We start from the raw sequence: 22,304 nt of genomic DNA on the forward strand, positions 1-22,304 counted from the left end.
ATATTAAACACCATTTTTCGCTTTGGCCATTGGGACTGGTTGGGCGTATCTGTGTCGTTTTGATTGCTGCGATTACGCTTGTCTTTTTTGCAAATGCAATTTTCTACGGTGCAGCCGAGAAATATATCGTAGATGACGTGCGGATCGCTCAACTTGGTGAAGATCTTACAACGAATGTGAGGGTTCTCTCAGCGGCTCCAGTATCACAGCGTTCATTCTTGGCTGTTATGCTTTCTGGAGGTGGAATTAGTGTTGCTTGGCAGCCCCTTGCGGGATCAATGCCTGATTTGCCAAGTCAACGCTCGGCCTTATTAAGGCGATTAAAAGACAAGCTGACCAAAAATTATCCGATACTTCTGCAGGCAAAACTTGATTTATATACACTGACGCCTCGTGCGGTAGATGTCTTTGGATCAGAGTGTTTGCCTGATGGGAGTTATATCCATTTTCGTGTTCCGGATTTGTTAGGCCAGCGTCACTTCACGCGTGGTTTAGCATCCGCAGGTATTGCAGCGGCCGCGATTGTTGTTGCTGCAATTATGCTTGTCAGGGGCTTAGGGGCACCTTTAAGAGCGTTGGCAGCGGGTGCAGATCGTATTGGCTCGAATGAGGCTTGGGTCCCATTGGATGAATACGGCCCCCGAGAAGTCCGTGGAGTGGCGCGTGCTATTAATGCGGTACAATCTCGTATTCAGAATTTGCTGGATGATCGGACGCAAGCGCTGGCAGCGGTTTCTCATGATCTAAAAACACCGTTAACACGCCTGCGCTTGCGGAGTGATTTTTTAGAAGATGCAGAAACGCAAGCGGCTATAGCAACAGACCTCGATGAAATGGAAGCGATGATCACCACGCTGCTGGCATATTTTTCTGGTGTTGATGATCCGGAAAAGCCGCATGCGATTAATATTGTGGCTACATTAAACACATTAATTGATGAACAGGCCGATCGGGGAAGGGATGCTTTATATCAAGGTCCGTCTCGTTCTTTAATTTTAGTGCGCCCTGTGGCAATGAAGCGCGTTTTATCAAATTTGATCGAAAATGCTTTAAATTATGGCGGCAATGTTCGTGCGGGTTTGACTGTTTTGCCCGATGAAACGACGGAAATCATTATTGAGGATAATGGTCCTGGAATTCCGGAAAGTGCATATGAGAAAGTTTTAACACCTTTTTATCGTTTGGAAGGGTCACGCTCCAGAAGTACGGGTGGTATTGGGTTAGGGCTTGCAATCGTGCATCGTGAGATACAACGCGAAGGTGGAACTATTCGTCTGGAGCGAGGTGAGGCAGGGACAAATTATACCGGGTTAAAGGTCACGATTACGTTACCTGCTTCATGTAAGGTTTGTGATAACACGCCTTTATAAGTGTAAAAAATTAAAACTGGACTGAATTAGTCCAAACACTCTTGCATAGAAGGAAGAAGTGGCTCATTTCATGAGAATATTAGAGACGGAGTGATGCCATGTTTATTGAGACAGAAGATACACCGAACCCTGAGACACTAAAGTTTATTCCGGGACGGCCTGTTACAGGTGATGCGCGGACTGCGGATTTTGGCGAAATGAGCGCAGCTGCAGGGCGTTCAGAGTTAGCTGAGGCTTTATTTGGGCTTCCAGATGTAAAACGTGTGTTTTTGGGAGAAGATTTTGTCTCTATTACGAAGTCGTCTGACGTAACGTGGCATGCGCTTAAACCTGTTGTTCTTGGTGCGTTAACAACGTTTTTCGAAAGTGGCCGGCCAGCACTAAGTGTTGAAGTGCCTGTTCAAAAAGATGAAGTATCGCCTGAGGATACGGAAGTTGTTGAGCGTATTCGTGAGTTACTTGATACACGAGTACGCCCTGCTGTTGCAGGAGATGGTGGAGATATTGCGTTTAAGGGCTATAAAGACGGTGTTGTTTATTTGATGATGCAAGGAGCATGTTCGGGGTGTCCATCATCAAAAGCAACATTAAAGCATGGTGTTGAAAATATGCTGCGTCACTATGTGCCTGAAGTACAATCTGTTGAACAAGTTGAGGATTGAGGCCTTCTATGGAGCAAGGAGATTCTTCTTTAGATAACGAAGTAAAAGATTTTACTTCAGCTATAGAAGCAGTGTTTATACAAGGCCGAACGCCAAAGATTTTCTCTTCCAAGAAGGTAGAGGAAAGTACTTTAAAGCGTTTGTATGATCTTGTGAAACTCGGCCCAACATCTGGGAACTCCTCGCCTGGACGGTTTGTATTTTTAACCACGCAGGATGCAAAAGAACGTATCCGCCCTGCGTTGTCACCGGGAAATGTAGAGCGTGCTATGGCAGCGCCAGTATTGGCGCTTGTCTGCCATGATCCGTTATTTTTTGAGAATTTTTCAAAACTCGGGGGAGAGGAAGGTTTACGGGATTGGTTTGCGGCGGATGTAGGCTTGTCAGAAGAAACAGCTTTTCGCAACGGGACACTTCAAGGAGGATATTTTCTTTTAGCCGCTCGGATGCTGGGGATGGCTGTTTTGCCAATGTCAGGGTTTGATTCCTTCATGGTCGAAGAAGCTCTTCTTCAAAATGTCGGTTGGCGAGTGAATTTTCTGGTTGCATTAGGTTATCCAGATGCGAGCGAAGAAAAAACGCAAGTGGCGAGAGCGCCACGATTGAACTTTGAAGAGGCGTGCTTCTCTCTGTGAAAACGCTTGTTTTGAATGGTGCTGGTGCGAGTGGTTCTGATACGAATTTGGTTGCTTTAGTTGAAAGTGACCAAGTCGTTGTCCAGAAGATGTTATCAGGGCGAGGGGCATCCGAACAGTTTGCTCCAGTTGTTCTGAAACTACTGGAAGAAGCGCAATGGGCACAGCCTTTAGATCGCATTGTGGCTGTTATTGGTCCTGGGTCTTTTACAGGATTGCGTGCTTCTTTATCCTTGGCTGCCGGCCTGTCGGTAGGGTGGGAGTGCCCAACGTTTGGTGTCACACTGGGGGCTGCAATACGGGCGACATTGGAGCAAGAGAATGTAACATGTATTAGTATTGCTCGTAGAGGCCGTTACTTTGTAGATGCGCCTCACGGTGAAGTCTTTGCCGTTCAGAAAGAGAATTTAGACTTAGAACAGTATGAGTTGATTGCAGGGGATGCTTTTTCTTCCGAAGAGATGGCGGCTCATAGCGAGCGGTGGGTGAACTGCACTTCTCCTTCGGCTTTAGGAATTATCAAAGCGGCAATTTTGCAGGAGCCATCTGTTTTAGCTCCGTTATATGTTGACCCGCCAGAAGCAAAGCTTCCTGCTGCTGGCTTGCGTCCTTCTCCTTTATGAAAAAAGAATTAAAGGATTTGGCCTTTCACACCATGGGGATTGAGAGTGCTGGAGTATTGGCAATGCTTCATAGGCAGTCTTTCCCAGTGGAAGAGGTATGGGATGAACAGTCTTTCCAGTCCTTGCTGTCGATTAAAGGGACAGAATCTAAAGTTGCTTGTGTAAACTCTGACCCGGTTGGCTTTGTGTTATTTCGAACCTTTGGAGACGAGACTGAAATCTTAACGATCGGTGTGCTTCCTCATTATAGGCGTTGTGGAATAGGGCGTGCTCTTATTAGGGCTCTATTCAACAAAGGAAAGGTTATTTTGGAAGTTTCATTTAGTAATTTCTCAGCTATCTATATGTATAAATCCCTTGGTTTCTCTATAATTGGCAAAAGAAGTAATTATTATAAGGATGGTAGTGATGCGCATGTTATGTATTATGGATCTTAATTATTGATACCTGGTAGAGGTAGTCTTCTAAGTCTATTGTTTTTTCTTCAAATATTTTGAAACCGAGATATTCAACACTTTTTTTTACATTGTTTAGGGTTTCTTTTCCTCTCAAAGTAACTATTAACTTCTCTCCATTTTCCATGAAATCCAGATTGTTTCTCACATATACTGTCGTCATGGGACATACTTTGTTAGAAATATCTAGTAACAATATTTTTTTTTCTTTCATTTGATAATATTTCCTTGCTTTTTCTTGATATTACTATCATTTCGTCGGTAGAGGTAAATTATATTCTTAACGAAAGGATTTTGAAATGTCGCAAGAGACAACAATCGAACCAGATTTGCGCCATCTTACGGCTCAGATTTTGACAGCATATGTATCGAGTCATGATGTCGCTGCTGATGCTCTGCCAGGGCTGATTCGTTCTGTTCATGACACTTTAAGCAAAGTAAATGTTCAAGAAGATGCTCCATCAGAAAAACTCGTGCCGGCTGTTCCTCCACGTAAATCCGTTTTCCCGGATTATATTATTTGCTTGGAAGACGGAAAAAAATTGAAGTTATTACGTCGTCACTTGAAAACGTCTTATAACATGACCCCTGAAGAGTATCGGGAACGTTGGAACTTGCCAGCTGAATACCCGATGGTTGCTCCTAATTATGCGAATCACCGCTCTTCATTGGCTCGTAAAATTGGTCTAGGCCGTCGGAAAGAAGAGGGGTAGTTTTTAAGTAGTACCTGCTCTAATTGTGATATTTCACCAACGAGCAGGTATTTTATTTGAAAGTCTTATTGGACAAGTGGCACAGTTTTCGGCTACGCCGCAATATATGGTCGTAGATACGAAAGCCACGGACAGACATTCCCATATGCAAAGTCGGAAGCCAGCGAATTCGGCTGTTATAGAAGATTCTCCAATAGCGCGTCTCTGTATAGAGCAGGGCTTGAAAATGACGGGACAGCGTCGAGTGATTGCTCATGTTCTCTCGGAAGCAAATGATCATCCCGATGTTGAAGAGTTGTATCGGCGTGCTTCAGCTATAGATAATCGTATTTCGGTTGCGACTGTATATCGAACGGTACGTTTGCTGGAAGAAAAAGGGATTTTAGAGCGTCGTGATTTTGGTGGCGGGCGCGCTCGTTATGAAGCCAGTGATCATGGGCATCATTATCATTTGATTGATGTAAATACGGGGCGCGTGATTGAATTTGAAGATGAAGAGACTGTTCGTTTATTAACGAGTATAGCTAAACGATTGGGTTTTGATCTTGTCTCACATCGTATAGAATTGTTTGGGAATCGTATTGAGAAAAGTAATTCCAAGCAGGCTTCAGCTAAAAGTAAGAGCGAAGCATGAAGAAAGAGCCTGATATGGACATGGATTCGTTGCCGCAAACGACGCTTATGAGTAGCGAAGAAACACGTAAACAGATGGAAACACTTTCATCTCTCTCCTTAAATCGAGAGGGTGGGTTTCAAGAGTTGCGTGGTGGGGCATTAGGCGTTCGTATTGCTGAAACGGATGCTGAGCGGGAAGCAGCGCAAGCCTTACGATATCGTGTCTTCTTTGAAGAACTCGGAGCAAAGCCTGATGAGCGTACGTTCCGTACCAAGAAAGATGCAGACGAATTTGATGAGGCAGCAGATCATTTGCTTGTCATTGACCATAGCATATCCTCCGGTGCTGAAGGGGTTGTTGGAACGTATCGCTTGTTGCGTTCAGATGCGGCTCAAAAAATAGGGCGTTTTTATACGTCTTCAGAATATGATATTTCGCCGTTAACAGAGTTTCCTGGGCGCTTGCTGGAAGTTGGCCGTTCATGTGTTGCTCGTGAATATCGTGGCCGTACAGCGATGCAGCTTCTATGGCGCGGCATAGCATCTTATATCTTTTTACATCGGATTGATGTGCTTTTTGGGTGTGGAAGCCTACCAGGAACGAATCCTGATGTTTTGGCGGATCAGTTAACCTATTTGCATCATAATCATCTGGCGCCGCCAGCATTGCGGGTTAAAGCTCTGCCAGAGCGTTATGTGGAGATGTTGAGGGCAGATCCTCACACGCTTGATTATCGAGCATGCCTGAACAAATTACCTCCTCTCATTAAGGGGTATTTAAGGCTCGGGGGATATGTCGGTGATGGTGCTGTCGTGGATGAGCAGTTTAACACGACGGATGTTGCTGTTCTCGTAAAGAGCGAGTTATTGGCTGATAAGTATTATCGTCATTATGAGCGTCGTCTAAGAGACGCACTTGATTCTTAATTTTCAATATAACAAACTAAGGTAGCCCTACCATGACTTCAAAATTGCCTGTGCATGGTTGGCGGCTGGCGCTTCTTATGGTGGTGGCTGGGGCTTTAACAGCTCTATCGTTGCCGCCGTTGTATTTTTTATTTGCTCTTCCTGTTGGGTTATTCGTTCTCTATAGGGCCGCTGAAGATGCCGTATCTTGGAAGCAAGCAGCATGGTGTGGCTTCTTTTTTGGGATGGGGTTTCACACAGCAGGTCTTTATTGGCTGACGAATGCCATTCTAACACGTGTTCATGAGTTTTGGTGGGTGGTGCCTTTTGCAGCTCCTGGCGTTGCGTTGATTATTGCTCCTTTGGTTGCACTTCCCGCGGTAATGTGTCGATGGGTGCCCGCAGGTTGGCGCCGTGTGTGTATGTTTGCTGGTAGCTGGACGTTAATTGATATGTGTCGCGTCCTCATTTTTTCGGGCTTTCCGTGGAATCCACTGGGAAGTGACTTAGAGTTGCCCGGACGTATCGGCGATATATTGGTTCAGCCGGCGTCAGTATTGGGGGTTGATGGATTAACTCTTTGTCTCGTCTTGGCAGGCCTGTTTTTGTTTTCTGGTCGGCGTGCCGTGGTTTTTGTTTTGCTTGGGATATGCATGTGGATGGGAGCCGGGATGTGGCGCCTTTCTCATGAGCACGCTCTGCCGATTATAAATCCACGGGTTGTAATCGTTCAAGGGAATGTACCTGAAGATGAAATTATTAGTTATGCACAAAGAGTAGAACATTTTCGGCGTTATTTGGCGTTAACGGCAAAAGGAATGCAACGAGCGCATTTAATGGGAGATGATCGCCCGATTGTTGCGGTATGGCCTGAATCTGGCTTTCCGGGGCTGCTGGATCAAGATGGTGATGCGCGTAAGATGATTGCTCAGACTACAGGCGGGGCATCGGCTTTAATCGGATCCGATCGTGAAGAGAATGGGCATTGGTTTAATAGTTTGGAGATGGTGAATTCTGTAGGTGATATTGCCGCTATTTATGACAAAAGTCGCTTAGTGCCGTTTGGTGAATATCAACCTAGTATTATTCCATTTAATATTCTTCCCGGTGTCTTGACCCCTGGGCCGGGGCTAAAAACATGGGACTTTCCGAGTGTCGGTCGTGTGGGACCGATGGTGTGCTATGAAATTATTTTCTCGGGGTCGGTTGTTAATCGTCATCAAAGGCCAAATTGGCTTTTAACAATTTCTAATGATGCTTGGTTTGGGAATAGTGCAGGGCCACGGCAACATCTTGCTACAGGAAGAATGAGGGCCGTTGAAGAAGGGCTACCAGTTGTTTTTGCGAATAACACTGGGATTTCGGGGGTTTATGATGCTTTTGGGCATGAAGTGGTGCGTCTGGGTTGGAATAAAACAGATATTTTAGTGAGTGATGTATCTGCTCCATTACAACCAACGATATTCGCGCAGTATGGACGAATTATTCCAATAAGTTTGTCTATTTTGTGCGTTATGGTGGCCTTTCTTCCTCGTAGGAAGATAAGTTCAAGATATTAAAAATATTTTATCAAAAAAATTGACAACCTATGGTTGTGAATTTACGTTTCTTTCACAAATCTGATGGAAGAAACGATTATGAATCGCAGGAAAGGACCTGAAGACGTCAAGAATACTGCGTCGGCAAGCCCGGTCGATGTACATGTTGGTAATCGAATTCGTTTACGACGCACGCTTATGGGGCTATCTCAAGAGAAACTTGCCGAGGCGCTGGGGCTGACGTTTCAGCAGGTCCAAAAATATGAGCGCGGCGCGAATAGGGTTAGCGCCAGCCGATTGCATGATCTTTCTCATATTTTAGATGTTCCAGTGGGTTTCTTTTTTGATGATATGCAAGATAAGAAACCTACAAGTATTGAGAAAAAAGAGACGTCGATAGAGCCCATGGCTTGGAGTGGTGGTTTCGCAGAGGAGCAGGCTACGTTTAGTGGTCCTAAGCCACATAGCTCTTCATCATCTTCTTCAGTACCGCGTTTATTTGAAACGCCAGTGGATGAGGCGGCTTTATTTAGTCGGCGTGAAACCGTTGATTTGGTAAGAGCATATTATCGTATTTCAGATAAAACTGTTCGAAATAAGTTTGTTGATTTGATGAAAAGCTTAGCCTCTGATGAGGCTAAGGGGTAGTTTACTCGCGGTGTAGGATCTGGTCATTTAAAAATGAAGCTAATTTTCCTGCTTTAAAATCAGCGCGGAGACGGTCTTCATCATATTCTGTGCGAACCCAGTCGATGAAGGAAAGACGACCTTCTGCTTCGGTTTGATAACGCAAAAAGAATGCATCAAGGATCCCGGTGCGTGATCGGTTGAAATGCCCAAAACGCCAATGCAGTTGGTTAAGAGCTTCTGTTGACGTGCCTCCTTCGAATAACAAAACCAGTCCAGATGCTAAACCAGCTCTATCTGCGCCAGATTTGCAATGCATAAGCATAGGGAACTGTAAAGTTCTATACATGTCATAGAAGCGTAGGATACGGTCTTTATGAGGGGCCCCACGGCTTTCGAATGCCATATCCAAATGGGTTAGATTAAGGCGGTGGCTTGCTTTGCGGGACAAAGCATCCGAACCGCATTGACGTTTTCCTCGTAAATTTACAAGAGTGTGGAGGTTTAAACGACGTTTGAGGCTGCGTAAACGCGATGGGGTTGGATGGTTGCAGCGCCACACTTTTCCCGGAACAACCTCTGAAAGGTTGGTCCAGATCAATCTAAAAATAGAGTGGTCTACAAAGAGGCTATCCCACCATGCACGTCTTAAGTCCGAATTAGACTTGATTGAGCCTTCAAACATATCAACGGTCCTTAAGATTTAATGTTAGCAGTGTAATGCACAAGCTGTGTCCCATCTTGATGTGGGATGCGTCAACTCTAGAAAGAAGTGTCGATTAATCTATGCGTAGTATTTCTTGTATTTTCTTATTTTCGTGTGCTGTTTTGACGGGATGCGGAAGTTCTAAAGCAGATATGACGGTAGGAGGGTCAGGGGATGATGTTCCGAAGAGGCATCATTCATCTGTTATGGCGAACTCAGAGTATCTACCGTCTACTCCATCTTATGCAGACGGAGGAGCTAGCAATGGCGAAGGAACTTCGCGTGGCTCAGGGACATTGGGGATGAGCACGACAGGTGCAGATGGAGACTCCGTAGATGTCACGCCTCATCCGGCTATCCCTGATACAGAAGTATCTTACGGGAAGAAGTAGTTCCCATGCGGGCTCCCATATAAAAGGAAGTATTTATCTAGTGTAGTGCGCGTGCTTCTTCTGGGAGCATAATGGGGATGCCATCTCGAATAGGGAAAGCAAGCTTTGCACGAGGGCTGATTAGTTCTTGTTTTTCTCGATCATAGGTGAGGGGGCCTTTTGTCAGGGGGCATACCAAGAGAGAAAGAAGGCGAGGGTCAAGTTCTGTGTTCATATGTCACTCCATACCTTGATTGGATCGTTCAGACGTATGCTCAAGGATTAGTTGTATTTTTTTCGATGTTACCTGTTTTAGCGTAGATAAAAAAGGGATGAAGAGAAGAAGCCTCGTATGGAACCGAGGCTTGAGTATTTATGAGAATAATAGAGACGATAATTTTCGTCTTGCAGAAAGTGTGGTTGGATCTGTGACACCCCAAGCTTCAAAGAAACGTAAAAGCTCCGTTTTAGCTGCGCCTTCATTCCACTCCCGATCTTGTTTGATCATATCAAGTAAAACATCAGCAGCTTCTGAACGATTCCCCGCACCATTGAGGGATAGAGCAAGCTTGAGGCGAAGGTCAAAATTGTTGGGGTTTTGTGCAACCTCCTGTTGGAGGGTTGTTAATTCAGACGCTGCTTGTTCTCCTTCTTTCCGAAGGCTTAATGCTGCACGTGCTCCTGTGACGTCAGGATGATTTTTGAGCTTCTCTGGAATTTGCTCAGAAGCTTCTTCTGCAGATTCGATTTCATTTAAATTTAAAAGAGCACGAACCATGCCTCCCCATGCTTCGGCGGATTCTGGTTCTATATCTAGAACTTGCGCATATGCATCAGCCGCTTCCGCAGGGTTGTTGGTTAAGGATTCTTTTGCTGATTTTAAAAGATCTTCTGTCGGTAGAGAGCTTCCGGCAGTTTTTAAAAGAGCTTCGATAAAGCGTTTAATTTCGCTAGCCGGTTGTGCGCCTTGGAAGAGGTCAACCACTTGGCCTTTCCAGAAAGCAACAACGAGAGGGATGGATTGTAACGGCAAACCCATTTGGCTGAGTTGTGCTGCAAGAGCTTCGTTGGCTTCAACATCCAGTTTTGCCAGTCGAACACGCCCCTCTGCGGATTTAACAGCCTGTTCAAGGATAGGGGTGAGTTGGCGGCAAGGCCCACACCAAGGTGCCCAGAAATCAACTAAAACGGGTGTGGTTTTACTGGTTTCAATGACCTCTTTCATAAAAGAGGCTTGATCAACATCAATGATCATCGACGTATTATTCGAAGACGTGGATTGACCGATTAAGGGTTCGTTTAAGCTGTTGTCCATCGGATTACTTTATCGCTCTTATTATGGAGTCTGTTATGAATGAAGATTGTCTTTGTTGTGTTTGAGTGCAAGTGGGCAGTTTTTTGAGGATATATTATAAAAAGAAACAAAAATTTTAAAATCCTCTTGTCTTTACGTTCGATTTCGTTTTATAAGCGCCACATGGAATGCGGGTGTAGCTCAGGGGTAGAGCACAACCTTGCCAAGGTTGGGGTCGTGGGTTCGAATCCCATCACCCGCTCCAGTTAAAAAGGACGCTTTAGGCGTCTTTTTTTGTATTTGAAGATAATTGCATGTGAATGATTATTTTAGCTTGTCGGTTAAAATATTTTCGTTCATAAGCGGCATACGGAATGCGGGTGTAGCTCAGGGGTAGAGCACAACCTTGCCAAGGTTGGGGTCGTGGGTTCGAATCCCATCACCCGCTCCAGTTAAAAAAGACGCTTTAGGCGTCTTTTTCTATTTTAGCCTTAAAAGAACTGAATATGGCTTCTAAAGCCTAGCATTGCCGCGTCACGTAGTGTTTTTTGTGCGCCTGGTCTAAAATAATATTGGAAATCAGGATAAAATGTGACCCCGCGCATAACGTGGATCATATAAGCAGCTTCCAAAACTTCTCCTGTTGTTTGAATACCGTAGGAGCCATTCAGCAAAGGCATTTTGTTTTGAAGCTGTAGCCGTTGGGTATCTGTGACGTTTTTTGCGACGCGAACAACACTGAAATTGATGCCAAAGCCATCCAGAGGCCGTGCTTTCCAAAACCCACTATCTAGAATGCCGATGGAATATTGCTGTGCGCGTGTTTGAGTTCTGGGGCTATTAGCGTAAAATCCGGCAATCATCGTAAAGCCGGCAGCCGGGTTTTGATGGTTCCCATGATGGCGAAAAAGCATTTGATCAGCGAGTACCCACGTTGACCATGAGTTATGAAGTTTGCGTGGCTGTAGCCCTGACAAAACGTATGGTTGGCTGTTTACATCATAGTAATTGTCTGTGTGAGGGGCTGTATCGACGGCATAGCCCACTTTGTAATGACCGGGTAAGTGATCAGGCCCAAAGACTGGCTCCCACCCAGCTTCCATTGGAATAGCTTCCCCGTGAATGTCGGATCCGTTCCATTTGAAGCCCGTTCGGTACTGAACGTTATTGTAAATTCCAGCTTGAGCGAAATAAACACCAGTTTGAATATACGTTGATTTTGTAGGACGAACACGGATACGGGCTGCCCAACTGGCATCTGGGTAAGATGAGTGTGTTGTATTATCTGAGGAGGCTTTTGGGTTTCCGCAAAAAGCATTGTTCATAAAGTTACAGTAAAGTGGGCTTTGGGAGAAGTCACTTAAGAGAGGGATACGCCCAGCCGCCATATCAACCCGTCCATGAGCGAGGGTTTCTTCCCCGTATAAATACACAAAGTGCACGACAACATTACCGCCCCCACCATAAATTTCGGTGCTGGGGTTAAGGTTGTCGCCAAACATACGACTAGCTGGGATTCCATAACGGCCAACAACGACACCATGAGTAGAGAAGCCTGTAATCCCGGCTAGTTTTTCCCAATCGATATCATTTTCAAGGCTGTATTGGCCTGCGTTGCTGCTGCCTTGGCGGAGACCATATCCAGGCGTTGGTTTGGTAATAGCGCCAGTAAACTCGTTGGTTGTGTCCATCAAGACCGCTATTCCGCGGTGTCGTAGCCATGATTTCCACCCGAAAGGATCTGTCAGCAAGGCTTCAGGTTGAGGCAAAGGAGGCGTTTGTTCTTTGTGGAAGTTTACTTCACCTAAAGGCGTATCTACGCGGACAGCCGGATTTATGGCGTTTTGATCCAACCAAGGAACAGAATCCTCTGAATTACTGCTCCTCCAAATATCTCCCAGTGTAGAGATTTTTGGTGGGGTATAGGGGGGGATTGCTGTTTTTGCTATGGCGCAAAAAGGAGTTATCGAGGCAACACAAAATGTTGCGTAAGCAAAAAATCGAGACAACGGAGCCGTTCCTTTACTAAAAGGAAAGCAGACGCAACCATTTTGCGTAGCTCGATATTAATAAACTTTATTTTAAAATAAAAATAATAAAATAATTGCGAATTGAAGCTCAAGGTTTCTGGTATCTCTTATGTAGAGATACCAGAAATTCAAATTATTTTTTTGCAGCCTCAAGAGATGCTTCAATTACTTTTTCAGCTTCTTCTTTTGAAGCCCATCCTGTGACTTTAACCCATTTATTAGGCTCAAGGTCTTTATAGCGCTCAAAGAAATGTTCGATCGCTTTGCGAGTAATTTCTGGCAAATCATCAATGGAGTGTACGTTTGTGAATTGCGGATGAATTTTATCGTTAGGAACACAGATAATTTTTTCGTCCTGTCCGCTTTCATCTTCCATTTTCAACATGCCAATGGGACGGGAGCGAATAACGGCACCAGGGACAACAGCCGCAGGAGCAAGAACCAGAGCGTCCGCTGGATCACCATCAGCGGCTAGGGTGCCGGGGATGAAGCCGTATGCAGCAGGGTAGGCCATTGGCGTAAAAAGGAAGCGGTCAACAAAAATAGCACCACTTTCTTTATCGACTTCGTACTTTACCTGTGAGCCTTGAGGGATTTCGATAACGACATTGATATCGCTCGGAACCTTTTTTCCTGCGGCAATTTTTGAAACGTCCATGATTTTACCCTTCAGATAGTGGATGGTGGTGAGATACTATCTTTTAAGGGGCTTTCTGCACAGTCTGGATAAGCAGGAATGAGTTTAAAATCAAAAAGAAAATAAAATTATCATGATAAGTCATATTTTTTCATGTTTGCTCTTGCAAAAATATAGGAATTACGTAATTCGTGGGGCCAACCGCGCGCCTGTAGCTCAATTGGTTAGAGCCATCCGCTCATAACGGATTGGTTGGGGGTTCAAGTCCCTCCGGGCGCACGGTTCGTTTTTTGCGCGCATGTGCCGCTTTTATTTCACGCCTTTTCCGTTCCAGGAGACCTGTTATGGCCGCCTATCAGTATGTCTACGTCATGAAAGATTTGACGAAAGCTTATCCCGGTGGGCGGGAAGTCTTTAAAGGGATCACCCTTTCTTTTCTTCCAGGCGTCAAGATTGGTGTCTTAGGTGTTAACGGTGCCGGTAAATCAACCTTGCTTAAGGTAATGGCGGGGATTGAAAAAGAGTTCGGCGGTGAAGCTTGGGCGGCTGATGGCGTAAAAATTGGTTATTTGGAACAAGAACCAAAGCTTGATGAAAGCTTGACCGTTGGCGAGAATGTTGCCCAAGGCTTTGGTGAGTTAAAGACGGCAGTAGATCGCTTTAACGAAATTTCCATGAAATTTGCAGAGCCAATGTCAGATGATGAAATGACAGCGCTTCTTGCAGAACAGGCCGAATTACAAGAAAAAATAGATGCTGGAGATGGTTGGGAGCTTGATCGTAAGCTAGAGATCGCTCTGGATGCGTTGCGTTGCCCGCCAGCGGATAGTGCTGTTACGCAGCTTTCTGGGGGTGAAAAGCGCCGTGTTGCTTTGTGCCGTCTATTGCTTGAAAAACCAGATATTTTGCTGCTCGATGAGCCGACAAACCATTTGGATGCAGAAAGTGTTGCGTGGTTAGAAAAGACACTGCGTGATTATACGGGAACGGTTATGGTTATCACCCATGATCGTTACTTCCTTGATAATGTCACAAACTGGATTCTTGAGCTTGAAAGAGGCCGTGGTTATCCGTTTGAAGGAAATTATTCCTCATGGCTAACACAAAAACGTAAACGTTTGGCTCAGGAAGAGAAAGAAGAAAGTGCTCGTCAGCGTGCATTGGCCGCTGAGCAGGAGTGGATTAACAGTTCACCAAAAGCACGTCAGGCGAAGAGTAAAGCACGTATTACAAAATACGAAGAAATGCTGGCAGCAAATTCTGAAAGAGCCGGCGGCACTGCTGATATCGTGATTACACCGGGCCCTCGCTTGGGAAGCACGGTTATTGAAGCCGAAAATCTAAGCAAAGGCTTTGGCGATCAACTCCTGATTGAGAATTTGAACTTCAAGCTGCCGCCTGGTGGTATTGTGGGCGTTATTGGGCCAAATGGTGCTGGTAAATCAACACTCTTTAAAATGATTACCGGTATGGAAAAACCTGACGGTGGTTCTTTGAAGATTGGTGATACGGTAAAGCTTGGCTATGTCGATCAGTCTCGTAACACCTTGGATGATAATAAAACTGTCTGGGAAGAGATTTCTGGCGGAACAGATGTGATCCAATTAGGAAAGCGTACGGTTCCTTCTCGTGCATATGTTGGAGCGTTTAACTTCAAAGGCTCAGATCAACAAAAACGTGTCGGTGTTCTTTCAGGTGGTGAGCGTAATCGTGTGCATCTTGCGAAGATGTTAAAGCAAGATAGTAACGTTATTCTTCTCGACGAACCAACAAACGACTTGGATGTTGATACTCTACGTGCGTTGGAAGATGCTTTGGCTGAATTCGCAGGCTGTGCTGTGGTCATCTCCCATGATCGTTGGTTCCTTGATCGTCTGGCCACACATATTCTTGCTTTTGAAGGGGATAGCCACGTTGAGTGGTTTGAAGGTAACTTCCAAGCCTATGAAGAAGATAAAAGACGTCGTCTTGGCCCAGATGCTACCGAACCAAGCCGGATTAAATATCGTCCTTTAGCACGTTAATTTGTAATTTCTGGTTTACTTCCTGAGAGCAGTATGGTTTTCGGGAAGTATAAAAGAGAAGAGGCGTGTAATTAATTGTTAGGGCGGGGAATACGAACAACTCGTCTTTCTCTAAAGCCTGTTGAATGGCAGGATTTAGAGGATATGATTGCCTTAAAAACAAATGCTGGTGCATTTGGTCGCATGTTGGGCGGAGTGCGGAGCCGTCACACTGTTGAGAAAGAAATGGCAGAAGATATTTCTTTCTGGGCAGAACGAAAAATTGGTATCTTTACAATTAGAGAGAATGACCAGTTTGTTGGTATGACAGGCGTTCACGAGCGACCTGATGGTCGTGGCCTTGGGCTTCGTTTTTCAATTTTTCCATGGGCATCTGGGCGTGGAATTGCACGCGAAGCGGCTAATGCAGCCGTTCAATATGTATTTAATACGGGGGAAAAGCGAATTATTGCTGTTGCAAGAGAGGATAATCTTGCATCGCGGATTGTTTTAGGTGGAATTGGTTTCCATCAGATTGATACATTCGAGCGCGATGGATATGTAATGTATCTTTATGAAATTATTGCGTAAAAAAACGAGAGTAAATGTACTCTCGTTTTTTTATTAAGGTATTAGTGGTGGCCGTTAACTTGGCGTTCTAGTGCAGAAATAAGTGAATCTACATTTCCACCATGATGAGCAAGGTAAGAGCTGTAGTCACCGCGTTGGTTCATGCGTAGGCTAGCACCTTCACCATACATATCGATGATTTTTGGTGGCTGACCGTTTACGATAAGTTGTAGAGTAACCGTTGGCTGATTAGGGCGGTCAATAACGGTGTCAACGCGCTCACCATCAGGTGTCTGTACAGAACCAGTGACGTGGAATTTGACGCCTTGGTAATTGCCAATTTGCCCTGTTACTGTGTTCATAAGAACTTGACTGAAAAGGCCAACATATTTTTGGCGTTGTTCAGGAGTAGCGGTACGCCAGTAACGGCCGAGGCAGTAACGAGCAATTCCTTGAATATCAACGTTAGACTGTAAAAGTGGAAGAACAGCCTGCTGTTTTGCCTCAAGTGATTGTGAGGAGTTAACGATATTGAGAAGTTTGCTTCCGAAAGAATTTACAAAGTCAGTAGCTGGGGATGCTTGAGCAACACCAGAGCCAAAAGCAAGTGAAAGGGTGAATGCACCGAGAAGAGCGCGGCGCGAAAAAACTTTAATCATTTCGTGTATCCTTAGTTGTACCAATCAGGGGTCGTTGCTCGGTGATCTGCTTTTAGGGCGTCTATCTGGCTCTGGCGGCTTTGCTGCCAAGCACTACGAATATAAGAATATGGATCTAAGCTAGAATGCTCCAGCTGATCTATTTGGTCAACGCTATCTGCAAAACCATTTAAAGTGCCGAGAATATTGTAAGCCCAGTTGAAGGTGAGCAAACCATACCCGCGTGGAACATAGTTAAGCGGTAGCATTGCCTGACCTATAGCATATCCAGCCGTATCACGGAAGTTGCTTGGGCCAAGGAAGGGGAGGAAGAGGTAAGGACCACTTTTAACGCCCCATGAGCCCATGGTCATTCCTGGGTCGGTTTCATGCTGTTTGTAGCCGACTAAGCTTGCTACATCAAAAAGACCACCGACACCTGCGCTCATATTGATGACGAAGCGCATGAAGGTATCGCCTGCTCGGCGTGGTTTGCCGGCCCCTACGTCTGAGAAGAAGACAATAGGCTCACGCCATGTTTCGTTCAGGTTTGAGATAGAATGTCTGACAGGTTGTGGAACCGCCCATATCCAAGCTTTTCCAATCGGACGTAGGGCATGTTTGTATGCCCACATCTGAACGTTATACATTTTCCTGTTGAGTGGTTCGTAAGGATCGTTAGCAGCTTTGTAGTCAGCAAGATCATCTGGATCTTTTGGCGGTGGATTACGTAAAGAGCTACAAGCGCCAAGCATCAACAAAGCCAAAACGCCGGCCGTGGCTCTGTAGCGGCGTGAGTATACTACGCCGGAATTGTTCTTATCCTGCTGAGAGTTCATAACCAATCCTCAAAAACCCCTTTTCGCATATATCTTTCACGAAAACGTTACAGCGCTGATGAGATGAACTCGACAGCAACAACCTCGCTACGGTTTAGGCGAATAAGGCCGTAAGTCAATCTTACGCCAAAAACTGCGAAATTAAATTAATCATAGCCTATTCTTTCCTTTCCTGCACCCCTCTGAATCATTTCTTTGAAAAGTAGATTTTATAGCAGAAAAGATGAGAATATGAGGGAATAAGTGATGTTTAGTTTCAAAATATACTTTGACTTGATCAATATTTCTGTAGCACTGTGATGAAAATTCAACACTAAGGGAATTATCCAGCGATGAAGTTATTTACTCGCAAAGCATCACTTTTGGCGACTGTGGGATTAATTAGTTTGTCATTGGGTGTTGCTCAAGCCCGACCAACCGTTTTGTCTCAGCCTTGGGGCGCTACTCCTGATGGCCAAGCGGTACGTATTGTCACGTTAAAGAATGACCATAACGTTACAGCACGTGTGATTACATATGGTGGAATTATTCAGTCTGTAGAGACCCCGAACCGAGAAGGTAAATTACAAGACGTTGTTTTGGGCTTTAATAATTTAAACGGATATACTCAGGATAGCGCCAAGGGTGGGCTTTATTTTGGTGCAATCATTGGTCGTTATGCAAACCGTATTGCTAAAGGAACCTATTCTATAGACGGAAAGGTTTATCACGCAGCTATTACGGCCGGCCCGAATGCGATGCACGGTGGTAAAAAAGGGTTTGATAAAAACGTTTGGACTATTGAAAAAACGGGTGTTACGGAAGATGGCGCTTTCGTAACATTAAAGCTTGTTAGCCCAAATGGCGATCAGGGCTTCCCTGGTACACTGACAACGCATGTCACATATAGTCTTAATAATGATAATGCATTTTCGCTTCATTATGTTGCGACAACTGATGCTCCGACCGTTCTTAATTTGACCAATCATAGTTATTGGAACTTAAACGGTGAAGGTTCTGGTACGATTGAGCCAGAAATTCTTCAGGTTAATGCCGATAGATTTACGCCCACAGACAGCACATCTATTCCGACTGGTGAAATTGCACCGGTGGCTGGAACCCCGCTCGACTTTACGAAGCCAACAGCTATTGGCGATCGTTTGCGTAGTAATAACCAGCAGATGCTTTATGCCCGTGGGTATGACATGAACTGGGTAGTCAATGGTGAGTATGGTAAAGAACCACGCTTGGCAGGTAAGGTCTACGACCCACGTTCAGGCCGTGGAATGGAGATCTTAACAAACCAACCTGGCTTGCAAGTTTACACATCAAACTCTTTAGATGGTACATATGCAGGTGTCTCAGGACATACATACCGCCAGACGGATGCTGTTGCATTCGAGGCAGAGCATTATCCTGACAGCCCTAACCACCCATCATTCCCAACAACAGAGCTTAAACCTGGTCAGACATTTGACTATACGACGACCTATCGTTTCACAAATAAATAAGTTGATGGGTTTATAATAAAAAGGGCGGCTTATGTGCCGCCCTTTTTTGTGACCGCATATTTTATATGTCAATTCTTTCTTTGTTATTTTCATTCGGCAGGATAATTCTGGCTGGATTTCCAACTGCCGTAGCCCCATCGGGCACATCTGATAAAATAACAGAACCTGCACCAATTCGTGCTTTTTTACCGACTGTCAGTCGGCCCAACACTTTTGCCCCTGCGCCAACCATAGCGCCTTGACGTAAAATCGGGTGCCTCTCCCCGGATAGTTTACCCGTTCCTCCAAGCGTTACGCCTTGGAAGAGAGAAACATCATCTTCAATGATGCATGTTTCACCAATAACAATACCTGTTCCGTGATCAAGACTAATACGCTTGCCGATTTGAGCTGCCGGGTGGATATCAATTGAAAAAAGCTCATTCATGCGGCTTTGAATGTGGTATGCGAGCTGCCGCCTGTTATGATGCCATAGTGAATGGGCCACACGATAGGCCTGTAAAGCCTGCCAACCTTTAAAAAAAAGAAATGGTGTGACGAGATCAGGGCATGCTGGGTCTCGGTCATAGATGGCTAGAATATCTTCAGCTGCTGCTTCTGCGACATGCGGATTTTTTGTTAATATATCTGTAACCAACCGTGTGATAGATGTTGCAGATATGGCTCTATCCGTGAGTTTTGTCCCCATGAGAGAGGCAAGGGCAGACGAAAAAGTAGGATGATCTCCAATATTGGTAGCAAAAACATCCTGTATCAGTGGGTCGTGGCAGCTGCATGCTTGAGATTTTAAGGTGTTCCAGAAAGTATCGGAGTGTAGGGAAAGACTCATAGACCCATAGCTCGTTTTACAAAGGCACGGCGGAGAGGTGGAAGGCGATGTACACCGGCTATTCCGAGATCGCGAATACGACGTAGGATAGGGTTATCGTTTCCAAACAGGCGTTCAAGAGTATCTGTTGCGGCTAACATAGCCATATTGGATGGCCGTGTTTGACGTTGATACTGAGTAAGGAGCGTTTTATCTCCAAAATCTTTGTGCTGAGTGTGTGCTTGGATCAGAATGTTGGACAAAACGGCGATATCTCTAAAGCCAATATTCAGTCCTTGTCCGGCAATAGGGTGTATGCCGTGCGCAGAATCTCCTGCTAGAGCAAGACGGTGGGAGATGTAGGTTTGAGCATATTGGGCTGAGAGAGGATAAACCCACCGTCTTCCAATAGGGGTGATTTCGCCTAAATCTTCATCGCCCATGCGTGCGCGGATTTCACGGGCAAAAATATGGTCAGGAAGGTCATAAAAGCGATGCGCCCTGCCGGTTCCTTCGGCCCAAACAATAGCAGAGCGATGTGGGTGTTCTGGTGTTCCCGGCATAGGGAGGCGAGCGAAAGGACCTTCTGGAAGGAAATGTTCAAGTGCTACGCCGTCATGGGGGCGCTCATGCGCGATAGTAGCGACGATTCCAAATTGATTATAAGGGATTTTGGTAATACCAATTCTGGCTTGGTCGCGTAAGGGCGAGCGACGGCCTTCAGCCGCCACGACGAGCTGGGCCGTTGCGGTTTTTCCTGATTTAAGATGAATGGCGACATGATCCGGGTGGAAAGTAAATTCTCCCATATCAGGCGCGTGAATATCGAGTGTTTTATAGTGGTGAAGGGTGGTGTTGATAGCAAGCCGTAGATCACGTGCTTCTACCATCCAACCAAAGTTCTGTCCTTGTGGAGCATCTTCAGATTCAAAATGAAGAAAGAGGGGGGACGCTGCTTCATGAGGGCGCCCATCCGAAACTCTGATTTCACGGATCCCTTGGGGTGAGGCTGGTAAGTTATCCCATATACCCGCAGCGACAAGAAGTCTTTTAGACCCTTCTGAAATAGCATAAGCGCGCCCATCGAGGGAAGGGTCTTCCATAACAGGGAGTGCAGCTTTATCGACGAGGAGAACGCGTATTCCAGCTGCCGCAAGTCGGCATGCAAGAGTAGCACCAACAGGCCCGGCTCCATTGATGCATAGATCATAGTGTGTCGTTTTCATCGCGCTCATCTCCTTAAATAGTCCCTACTCCTGTCGAGGTGTGAGTGGAAGGGGGCAAGAAAAAAAACCCCTTTAAACCGTGAGAAATACAAAATGCGGAAACAAATATTGATAAAAATATTCTTCAATGTCAGTTTGATAGTAACTGTTGTTATTCTTTGTTAGGATTTGAAGGATATGCCAGATAAATATTATGTCAGAAAGACCGTTTCTGGGATGTCAAATTATTTTAGTTGGCTTCCTGCTCCGTTGGGGTCAATTATAATTATCCTAATTGCGGCTTTAATCGCGCAGTTATTTAGCCGTGTTATTACGGCAAGCTTACTGAGACTCCCATGGATGCGCAAAATCCAGTGGATTCATGGGATAGTCGAACGGCTTGAATGGAATATCCGTTATTTTTTAATGTTATTGGCAGCAATGATTGTTCTGCCTGCAACGAATGGCTTCGAACATAGTACGGAGCAATTCTTAGAACATCTTCTTGCATGCTTTTTCATATTAAATGTTGGGTTCAGTATAATCCGCATTTTTCATTTCATGACGGATAAATATTTAACGAAGCTGACTTTCCAAGATAATATTGATAATATTACGGTTCGTTCTCACCAAACACAGATCCGGGTTCTGCGCCGTCTGGCAGAAATTTCGTTTGGTGTTTTCACGGTTGCCGCCGGGCTGATGACCTTTAATGCGGTTCAGCAGTTCGGGATTTCGCTTTTTGCCTCAGCGGGTGCTGCTTCGCTGGTGGTTGGTTTGTCTGCAAAGCCTGCTATTTCGAATTTGATTGCGGGGATTCAAATCGCGATTACACAACCTATCCGTATGGAAGATATGCTCATCTTGAATGGGGATTGGGTATATGTTGAAGAAATTAATGCAACATATGTTGTGTTGAGAACATGGGATAGACGCCGTTATATTGTGCCGATTACGTACTTCCTTGAAAACCCGTTTCAAAATTGGACGCACAGTTCTCCCGCTCTAACCGGATCAGTTTTTTTGTGGCTTGATTACAGAACGCCTGTAGCCAAGGTTAGAGAGATGTATTTTGAGGAACTGGCTAAGTGTTCGCAATGGGATGGTGACAAGAAGGCAACGGGGTTTCAGGTCGTTGATAGCGACATGAATGTCATCAAACTTCGTATGATTGCAGGTGCGATTAATGCGGATGAAATGTGGGATTTGTGTTGTAATGTGAGAGAGAGGATGTTGCAGCGGATACAGGCAGAGCTTCCTGAATGTCTTCCACGTGGCCGTACTGCGATTGTACCAGATGCACCACAAGAACCCGCTTGGCCTGAAGCTTTGATGTCTCCTCCTATTAATCGTCCGGCTCCGGGGGTGAGTTATAATGGGCCGGATATTCCGTCCAAACCGACGGAGACTCAGTCCTAAGTTGTTTTGAAATAAAGCCATCGTAACAATCGATGGCTTTATTTTTTTTAGGTCTGATTTTCCCTGTATGATTTGGGGTTTAAAAAAAATCTTGGTTGCGGCGTATAGATTGTTGCTAAACTGGCACGATTTAAGCATATTGAAATTAAT

Annotated in this window: 25 protein-coding genes and 3 tRNA genes; 18 read left to right on the forward strand and 10 right to left on the reverse strand. The window is 45.2% G+C overall.

What is annotated here, in order from left to right:
* Positions 1–29: 29 nt before the first annotated feature.
* The 5 genes from E3D00_RS05450 to E3D00_RS05470 all read left to right on the forward strand — a co-directional run bounded on the left by E3D00_RS05450 (position 30) and on the right by E3D00_RS05470 (position 3,727).
* Entirely contained in the window at positions 30–1,370 is a 1,341-nt protein-coding gene (locus E3D00_RS05450; protein WP_246091367.1) for an ATP-binding protein, read from the forward strand.
* Between the two features lie 98 nt (positions 1,371–1,468).
* Entirely contained in the window at positions 1,469–2,032 is a 564-nt protein-coding gene (locus E3D00_RS05455) for a NifU family protein (protein WP_141460658.1), read from the forward strand.
* A gap of 8 nt (positions 2,033–2,040) precedes the next feature.
* Complete coding sequence (locus tag E3D00_RS05460; protein ID WP_141460661.1) at positions 2,041–2,667, forward strand: malonic semialdehyde reductase; 627 nt, start codon at positions 2,041–2,043, stop codon at positions 2,665–2,667.
* A complete protein-coding gene (gene tsaB, locus E3D00_RS05465; protein ID WP_246091368.1) occupies positions 2,664–3,290 on the forward strand; it encodes a tRNA (adenosine(37)-N6)-threonylcarbamoyltransferase complex dimerization subunit type 1 TsaB in 627 nt (208 codons plus the stop codon). Before E3D00_RS05460 ends, tsaB begins: the two co-directional genes overlap by 4 nt.
* Before the next feature lie 17 nt (positions 3,291–3,307).
* Complete coding sequence (locus E3D00_RS05470) at positions 3,308–3,727, forward strand: GNAT family N-acetyltransferase (RefSeq protein WP_246091369.1); 420 nt, start codon at positions 3,308–3,310, stop codon at positions 3,725–3,727.
* Here the strand turns inward: E3D00_RS05470 and E3D00_RS05475 are convergent.
* Positions 3,708–3,959, reverse strand: coding sequence for a sulfurtransferase TusA family protein (locus tag E3D00_RS05475; protein WP_141460667.1), 252 nt, complete (start codon positions 3,957–3,959; stop codon positions 3,708–3,710). The two genes, E3D00_RS05470 and E3D00_RS05475, sit on opposite strands and share 20 nt — an antisense overlap.
* An 85-nt stretch (positions 3,960–4,044) precedes the next feature.
* Between E3D00_RS05475 and E3D00_RS05480 the strand changes: the two genes are divergently transcribed.
* The 5 genes from E3D00_RS05480 to E3D00_RS05500 all read left to right on the forward strand — a co-directional run bounded on the left by E3D00_RS05480 (position 4,045) and on the right by E3D00_RS05500 (position 8,165).
* Complete coding sequence (locus tag E3D00_RS05480) at positions 4,045–4,458, forward strand: MucR family transcriptional regulator (protein ID WP_141460669.1); 414 nt, start codon at positions 4,045–4,047, stop codon at positions 4,456–4,458.
* Between the two features lie 106 nt (positions 4,459–4,564).
* Positions 4,565–5,092, forward strand: a complete 528-nt coding sequence (locus E3D00_RS05485) for a Fur family transcriptional regulator (protein WP_141462387.1) — start codon at positions 4,565–4,567, stop codon at positions 5,090–5,092.
* A gap of 47 nt (positions 5,093–5,139) precedes the next feature.
* Complete coding sequence (locus tag E3D00_RS05490; protein WP_141462388.1) at positions 5,140–6,000, forward strand: GNAT family N-acetyltransferase; 861 nt, start codon at positions 5,140–5,142, stop codon at positions 5,998–6,000.
* A gap of 32 nt (positions 6,001–6,032) precedes the next feature.
* Entirely contained in the window at positions 6,033–7,538 is a 1,506-nt protein-coding gene (lnt, locus tag E3D00_RS05495; RefSeq protein WP_141460671.1) for an apolipoprotein N-acyltransferase, read from the forward strand.
* A 78-nt stretch (positions 7,539–7,616) separates the two neighbouring features.
* The gene (locus tag E3D00_RS05500) at positions 7,617–8,165 is read left to right on the forward strand and encodes a helix-turn-helix domain-containing protein (protein ID WP_141460673.1); all 549 of its coding nucleotides are present in this window, start codon (positions 7,617–7,619) and stop codon (positions 8,163–8,165) included.
* A 1-nt stretch (position 8,166) separates the two neighbouring features.
* On the opposite strand, the gene E3D00_RS05505 is transcribed toward E3D00_RS05500, so the two are convergent.
* Entirely contained in the window at positions 8,167–8,829 is a 663-nt protein-coding gene (locus tag E3D00_RS05505) for a protein-tyrosine phosphatase family protein (protein ID WP_141460675.1), read from the reverse strand.
* A 101-nt stretch (positions 8,830–8,930) separates the two neighbouring features.
* Between E3D00_RS05505 and E3D00_RS05510 the strand changes: the two genes are divergently transcribed.
* Positions 8,931–9,242, forward strand: coding sequence for a hypothetical protein (locus E3D00_RS05510; RefSeq protein ID WP_141460677.1), 312 nt, complete (start codon positions 8,931–8,933; stop codon positions 9,240–9,242).
* A 37-nt stretch (positions 9,243–9,279) separates the two neighbouring features.
* On the opposite strand, the gene E3D00_RS05515 is transcribed toward E3D00_RS05510, so the two are convergent.
* The gene (locus E3D00_RS05515; protein ID WP_141460679.1) at positions 9,280–9,456 is read right to left on the reverse strand and encodes a Trm112 family protein; all 177 of its coding nucleotides are present in this window, start codon (positions 9,454–9,456) and stop codon (positions 9,280–9,282) included.
* Between the two features lie 138 nt (positions 9,457–9,594).
* Entirely contained in the window at positions 9,595–10,536 is a 942-nt protein-coding gene (locus E3D00_RS05520; RefSeq protein WP_141460681.1) for a tetratricopeptide repeat protein, read from the reverse strand.
* A 169-nt stretch (positions 10,537–10,705) separates the two neighbouring features.
* On the opposite strand from E3D00_RS05520, the gene E3D00_RS05525 reads away from it, so the two are divergent.
* A tRNA-Gly gene (locus E3D00_RS05525) sits at positions 10,706–10,780 on the forward strand.
* A 111-nt stretch (positions 10,781–10,891) separates the two neighbouring features.
* Positions 10,892–10,966 (forward strand) — tRNA-Gly (locus E3D00_RS05530).
* 40 nt (positions 10,967–11,006) lie between these two features.
* Here the strand turns inward: E3D00_RS05530 and E3D00_RS05535 are convergent.
* Together E3D00_RS05535 and ppa are read right to left on the reverse strand one after the other, a co-directional pair.
* Positions 11,007–12,524 (reverse strand): carbohydrate porin, encoded by a 1,518-nt coding sequence (locus tag E3D00_RS05535; RefSeq protein ID WP_141460683.1) that lies wholly within the window; start codon positions 12,522–12,524, stop codon positions 11,007–11,009.
* A 154-nt stretch (positions 12,525–12,678) separates the two neighbouring features.
* Entirely contained in the window at positions 12,679–13,203 is a 525-nt protein-coding gene (ppa, locus tag E3D00_RS05540) for an inorganic diphosphatase (protein WP_141460685.1), read from the reverse strand.
* 184 nt (positions 13,204–13,387) lie between these two features.
* On the opposite strand from ppa, the gene E3D00_RS05545 reads away from it, so the two are divergent.
* From E3D00_RS05545 to E3D00_RS05555, 3 genes are all read left to right on the forward strand, one after another.
* Positions 13,388–13,461: transfer RNA gene (locus E3D00_RS05545), tRNA-Ile, on the forward strand.
* A 65-nt stretch (positions 13,462–13,526) separates the two neighbouring features.
* The gene (gene ettA / locus E3D00_RS05550) at positions 13,527–15,206 is read left to right on the forward strand and encodes an energy-dependent translational throttle protein EttA (protein ID WP_141460687.1); all 1,680 of its coding nucleotides are present in this window, start codon (positions 13,527–13,529) and stop codon (positions 15,204–15,206) included.
* Positions 15,207–15,281: 75 nt separating this feature from the next.
* Positions 15,282–15,776 (forward strand): GNAT family N-acetyltransferase, encoded by a 495-nt coding sequence (locus E3D00_RS05555; RefSeq protein WP_141460689.1) that lies wholly within the window; start codon positions 15,282–15,284, stop codon positions 15,774–15,776.
* Positions 15,777–15,817: 41 nt separating this feature from the next.
* Here the strand turns inward: E3D00_RS05555 and E3D00_RS05560 are convergent, their stop codons facing one another.
* On the reverse strand, positions 15,818–16,414 hold the full coding sequence (locus E3D00_RS05560; RefSeq protein ID WP_141460691.1) for an MlaC/ttg2D family ABC transporter substrate-binding protein: 597 nt from the start codon (positions 16,412–16,414) through the stop codon (positions 15,818–15,820).
* Between the two features lie 11 nt (positions 16,415–16,425).
* Positions 16,426–17,232, reverse strand: a complete 807-nt coding sequence (locus E3D00_RS05565; RefSeq protein WP_141460693.1) for an MlaA family lipoprotein — start codon at positions 17,230–17,232, stop codon at positions 16,426–16,428.
* Positions 17,233–17,564: 332 nt separating this feature from the next.
* Here E3D00_RS05565 and E3D00_RS05570 point away from each other — a divergent pair, with 332 nt between their 5' ends.
* Complete coding sequence (locus tag E3D00_RS05570; RefSeq protein ID WP_141460695.1) at positions 17,565–18,722, forward strand: aldose epimerase family protein; 1,158 nt, start codon at positions 17,565–17,567, stop codon at positions 18,720–18,722.
* Between the two features lie 61 nt (positions 18,723–18,783).
* Here the strand turns inward: E3D00_RS05570 and cysE are convergent, their stop codons facing one another.
* Positions 18,784–19,551: a serine O-acetyltransferase gene (gene cysE / locus E3D00_RS05575; protein ID WP_141460697.1), complete on the reverse strand. Its 768-nt coding sequence runs from the start codon at positions 19,549–19,551 to the stop codon at positions 18,784–18,786.
* Entirely contained in the window at positions 19,548–20,765 is a 1,218-nt protein-coding gene (locus tag E3D00_RS05580; protein ID WP_141460699.1) for a UbiH/UbiF/VisC/COQ6 family ubiquinone biosynthesis hydroxylase, read from the reverse strand. Before E3D00_RS05580 ends, cysE begins: the two co-directional genes overlap by 4 nt.
* Before the next feature lie 168 nt (positions 20,766–20,933).
* Between E3D00_RS05580 and E3D00_RS05585 the strand changes: the two genes are divergently transcribed.
* Positions 20,934–22,154 (forward strand): mechanosensitive ion channel family protein, encoded by a 1,221-nt coding sequence (locus E3D00_RS05585; RefSeq protein WP_141460701.1) that lies wholly within the window; start codon positions 20,934–20,936, stop codon positions 22,152–22,154.
* Positions 22,155–22,304: the final 150 nt, after the last annotated feature.

It is taken from the genome of Swingsia samuiensis, assembly GCF_006542355.1.
Classification (GTDB): Bacteria; Pseudomonadota; Alphaproteobacteria; order Acetobacterales; family Acetobacteraceae; genus Gluconobacter; species Gluconobacter samuiensis.